The 5,044-nt window shown below is 65.8% G+C and carries 3 protein-coding genes; 2 read left to right on the plus strand and 1 reads right to left on the minus strand.

The window, feature by feature from the left end; all coding sequences use genetic code 11:
• Together I5M_RS15080 and I5M_RS15085 are read left to right on the plus strand one after the other, a co-directional pair.
• The coding region (locus I5M_RS15080; RefSeq protein WP_022722155.1) for an aminopeptidase family protein P at nt 1-1,209 on the plus strand (1,209 nt) is incomplete at its 5' end.
• A gap of 256 nt (nt 1,210-1,465) precedes the next feature.
• The gene (locus I5M_RS15085) at nt 1,466-2,755 is read left to right on the plus strand and encodes a multidrug effflux MFS transporter (protein ID WP_022722156.1); all 1,290 of its coding nucleotides are present in this window, start codon (nt 1,466-1,468) and stop codon (nt 2,753-2,755) included.
• Between the two features lie 134 nt (nt 2,756-2,889).
• Here the strand turns inward: I5M_RS15085 and ligA are convergent, their stop codons facing one another.
• Nucleotides 2,890-5,040 carry an NAD-dependent DNA ligase LigA gene (ligA, locus tag I5M_RS15090; protein WP_022722157.1) on the minus strand — a complete coding sequence of 717 codons (2,151 nt, stop codon included), beginning with the start codon at nt 5,038-5,040 and terminating at the stop codon, nt 2,890-2,892.
• Nucleotides 5,041-5,044: the final 4 nt, after the last annotated feature.

Here is a 5,044-nt window from a genome sequence, read left to right on the forward strand (position 1 = left end):
CACGCTGTGGCTTGGACCTTCAACATCCGCGGCGCCGATGTCTCACACACGCCGCTGCCGCTGTCCTACGCGCTCGTGCCGGTCGAAGGCCGGCCGACCATCTTCATCGACGGCCGCAAGCTGTCGAATTCGGCGCGCGATCACCTTGAGCGGACCGCGCAGGTCGAGGAGCCGGCGGCGCTGGCGCCTGCGCTCCGTGAGCTGGCGCAAGGCGGCGCAGCCATCGCGCTCGACGGCGCCACCGCGGCCGACGCCCTCACCCGCCTGATCACCGAAGCCGGAGGCACGCCGCTGCGCGGCGCCGATCCGATCGCGCTGCTCAAGGCCGTCAAGAACACAACCGAGATTGCCGGTACCAAGACCGCGCACCGCCGCGACGCCGTGGCGCTGGCGCGCTTCCTCGCCTTCATCGATGCCGAAGCGCCGAAGGGCTCGCTTACCGAGATCGACGCCGTCGAGGCGCTGGAGACGTTCCGCCGCGACACCGGCGCACTCAAGGATGTCTCCTTCCCCACCATTTCGGGCACCGGGCCGAACGGCGCGATCGTGCATTATCGTGTCACCCGCAAGAGCAATCGCCGCATTCAGCCGGGCGACCTGCTGCTGATCGATAGCGGCGCGCAATATCAGGACGGCACCACCGACGTCACCCGCACCATCGCGATCGGCGAGCCGACCGCCGAGATGCGCGACCGCTTCACCCGTGTGTTGCGCGGCCACATCGCCATCGCTCGCGCGGTGTTTCCCGATGGCACCACGGGCGCGCAGCTCGACACGCTGGCGCGGCAATTTTTGTGGCAGGCCGGGATCGATTTCGAGCACGGCACCGGCCACGGCGTCGGCTCCTATCTGTCGGTGCACGAAGGCCCGGCGCGGATCTCCAAGCTCGGCTCGACGCCGCTGAAGCGCGGCATGATCCTGTCCAACGAGCCCGGCTACTACAAGACCGACGGCTTCGGCATCCGCATCGAGAACCTCGAACTCGTGGTCGAGAAGACCATCGACGGCGCCGAGAAGCCGATGAACGGCTTCGAGACCCTAACGCTGGCGCCGATCGACCGCAGGCTGATCGACGTCGCCATGCTCAGCCGCAAGGAGCTCGCCTGGCTCAACGCGTACCACGCCCGCGTCCGCGACGAAGTCCGCCCCCAGCTCGACGGCCCGACCCAGCTCTGGCTGGACGCCGCGACGGCACCGCTCGAGCACTGAACTCCTCCACCTCACGCGTGTCATTCCGGGGCACGCGCGTAGCGCGTGAACCCGGAATCCCGATCTGTTCTGCACCGCAGAGATTCCGGGTTCGCGCTACGCGCGCCCCGGAATGACGGTGCTTGGCAAGCTGCCCCGCCCCTCCCTCCGCATAGCCTTATGCCGAAAACGGCCTGTTAGCGTTCGTCCGGCACGCTAATGTCCTTCGCACACCCCATCCCCACGCGCCGCGGCCGCCTTTCAGGACCGACCCTTCATGCACGGAATCGTCGGCCGATACGGCAGCATCGACCCGAGCGCGATCGACCGGCCGCCGACGAAGCTCTTGGTGCTGCTGCTCGTGCTGATGAACGGCGCGGCGCCGATCGCGATGTACATCCTGCTGCCGGCGCTGCCGCTGCTGGCGACCAGTCTCGGCAGCAACACCTCCGTCGCTCAGATGACGGTGTCGCTCTACATGGTCGGGCTGGCGTGCTCGCAGCTGTTCATGGGACCGCTGTCGGATCGTTTCGGCCGGCGTCCGGTGCTGCTCGGCGGCCTGACGCTGATGGTGCTGGCCAGCTTCGGCTGCATCTTCGCCCAGACCCTGCCGCAACTGATCGCGCTGCGCTTTCTCCAGGCTCTCGGCGGCGCCACCGGCATGGTGATCAGCCGGGCGGTGATCCGCGATCTCTACAGCCGCGACAAAGCCGGCGGCATGCTGAGCCTGGTGATCGCCGTCATGATGATCGCGCAGATGCTCAGCCCGCTGGCCGGCGGCATGATCGAGATCACGTTCGGCTGGCGGGCGATCTTCTATGTCGTGACATTCGCCGCGATCATCGTGGTTGCAACCATCGCGTTCGCGCTGCCGGAGACGCGACGGAGCAGCGGCGCGTCGACGCGTGGCGGCCTGCGCGCCGATATCGGCGGGCTGCTTGGTAACCGCGCTTTCGTCGGCTACGTGCTGTGTCAGGTGCTAGCCTCGGCCATTATCTTCACCTTCGCGGGCGGCGGCCCTTATGTCGTCGTGACACAGATGGGCCGCAGCTCGGCCGAGTACGGCGCCTGGTTCGCGACCTCCGGCTTCGCCTATCTGCTCGGCAGCCTGTTCTGTGTGAAATTCTCGCCGCGGCATTCGCTCGACCGGCTGATCTGGTTCGGCCTCGCCATGCAGGGCGGCGGCGCGGCGCTCAATCTGTTGTGGGGCGTGCTTGGGTACAATCAAGTCCCCAGCTGGCTGTTTGGCACGCATATGCTGATCACCTTCGGCAATGCCGCAGTGATGGCGAACGCATCGGCCGGCGCCATCAGCGTCAGGCCGCAGGCGGCCGGCACAGCTTCGGGCCTGCTCGGCTTTACGCAGATGGGCTTCGGTGCGCTGTGCTCGCAATTCGGCGCCTGGCTCGGCGGCCATTTCTCGACGCCGCTGCCGCTGAACATCGCCATCGCCGGCCTAGCGTTGGGCTGCGTGGCGTCGATGACCTTCCTGGTCCCGCGCGGGGACACGATCGTGACAGAAGAGCTGTTGGAGAAGGCCGAAGAGGAAGAGTCGGCGTTGTTGTAGGCCCCACCCTCACAGCGAGTCATTCCGGGGCGCTCACGCAGTGAGCGAACCCGGAATCTGCTGCGTGCACCAAGGCGGCGAGATTTCGGGTTCGCGCGTTTCACGCGCGCCCCGGAATGACCGGCGCGGGAGAACTACCCGCCGATCAGCGCCAGCCACTCGTCTTCGGTCAGCACGGCGACGCCGAGGTCGCGCGCCTTCGTCAGCTTCGAGCCAGCATCTTCACCGGCGACGACGTAGTCGGTCTTCTTCGACACCGAGCCGGCGACCTTGGCCCCCAGCCGTTCCGCGGCGGCCTTGGCCTCGTCGCGGGTGAACTTCGATAGCGATCCAGTGAAAACCACCGTCTTGCCGGCCACCGCAGTGTCGCGCCTCGCCTGCTCGGCAGGCAGCACGGTCTCGATTTGTGCGAGCAGCGCGTCGAGCGCTTTGCGATTGCGCGTTTCGGCGAAAAACTCGACCACCGCATCGGCAACGACATCGCCGATGCCGGCAATGTTGTCGAGGTCCTGATACGCTTCGGATGGATTGCCCTCGTCAGTCTGCGCATCAGCGGCGGCGTTCATCGCCTCGAGGAATACGTCGATCGTGCCGTAATGCCGCGCCAGCAGCTTGGCGTTGCCCTCGCCGACATGGCGGATGCCGAGCGCGAAAATCAGCCGGTGTAGTTCGATCGTCCGGCGTGCATCGATCGCGGCGAACAGATTACGCACCGAGGTCTCGCCGTAGCCTTCGAGCTGCTCGATCTTCAGCTCGGCGTTTCGCTCTTTCAGGGTGAAGATATCGGCCGGCTCAGTTACCCAGCCGCGCTCGTGGAACAGCTCGATCTGCTTCTCACCGAGCCCGTCGATGTCGAAAGCCAGCCGCGACACAAAATGCTTCAGCCGCTCCACCGCCTGCGCCGGACAGATCAGCGCGCCGGTGCAGCGCCACACTGCCTCGCCCTCCTCGCGCACCGCGTGGCTGTGACAGATCGGGCATTTATGCGGAAACGAATACGGCTTGGCCGACGCCGGTCGCTTCTCCATCACCACGTTGACGATCTGCGGAATGACATCGCCGGCACGCTGCACCACCACGGTGTCGCCTTCGCGGATGTCGACGCCGTCGCGCAACGGTGAGCCGTCGTTGCCGATGCCCTTGATGTAGTCCTCGTTGTGCAGCGTCGCGTTCTGCACCACGACGCCGCCCACCGTGACCGGCTGCAGCCGCGCCACCGGCGTCATCGCGCCGGTTCGGCCGACTTGGATGTCGATTTTCTCCAGCACGGTCGTCGCCTGCTCGGCCGCAAACTTGTGCGCGATCGCCCAACGCGGCGAGCGCGACACGAAGCCGAGGCGCTCCTGATAATCGAGCCGGTCGACCTTGTAGACGACGCCGTCGATGTCGTAGGGCAGCGAAGCGCGTATCTCGCCGATGCGGCGATAAAAGGCGAGCGCATCGTCGACGCTGTGGCACTGGGTGATCTTATCGTTCACCACGAATCCAGCATGGCGCAGCCACTCCAGCATCTTGTGCTGGGTCGGCTCCTCCATCGGATAGTCGCTCATCTCGCCCCATGCATAGGCGAAGAATTTGAGCGGCCGCGATGCGGTAACCGAAACGTCCTTCTGCCGAAGCGAGCCCGCCGCTGAGTTTCGCGGATTGGCGAATACTGTGTCGCCGGCCTCCTCCTGCCGCTTGTTGAGCGCGAGAAAGTCCTGCTTGAGCATGTAGACTTCGCCGCGCAGTTCGCAGGCGGCGGGGATATGCTTGCCCTTCAGCGTGTTCGGCACATCCTTGATGGTGCGGACGTTGGCGGTGACGTCCTCGCCGGTGAAGCCATCGCCGCGCGTGGCCGCGCGGATCAGCTCGCCGTTCTCGTAGCGCAGCGACAGCGACAACCCGTCGATCTTCGGCTCGGCGACGATCGCCGGGACCGCATCGAGCTTGAGGAAGCGCTGCACGCGCTCGACGAATTCGACAACGTCTTCGTCCGCAAAGGCGTTACCGAGCGACAGCATCGGCACTGCGTGCTGCACCTTGGCAAAGCCGCGCGCCGGCGCCGCGCCGACGGTCTGCGTCGGCGACGACGCTGTGACAAGATCGGGAAACTTCGCCTCGATGGCTTCAAGCCGCCGCCGCAGCGCGTCGTACTCTGCATCCGAAATCTTCGGCGCGTCTTCCTGATAGTAAGCGGCATTGTGCCGCTCGATCTCCATCCGCAGCCGCGTCAGCTCGACCTTGGCTTTCGGTTTAGTGAGCTTATCGATGTCCGGAGCTGCTGGGTTCTGCTTTTTGATCATATCG

Origin of the sequence: Rhodopseudomonas sp. B29 (assembly GCF_000333455.1) — a bacterium.
In the GTDB taxonomy this organism is placed as follows: domain Bacteria; phylum Pseudomonadota; class Alphaproteobacteria; order Rhizobiales; family Xanthobacteraceae; genus Rhodopseudomonas.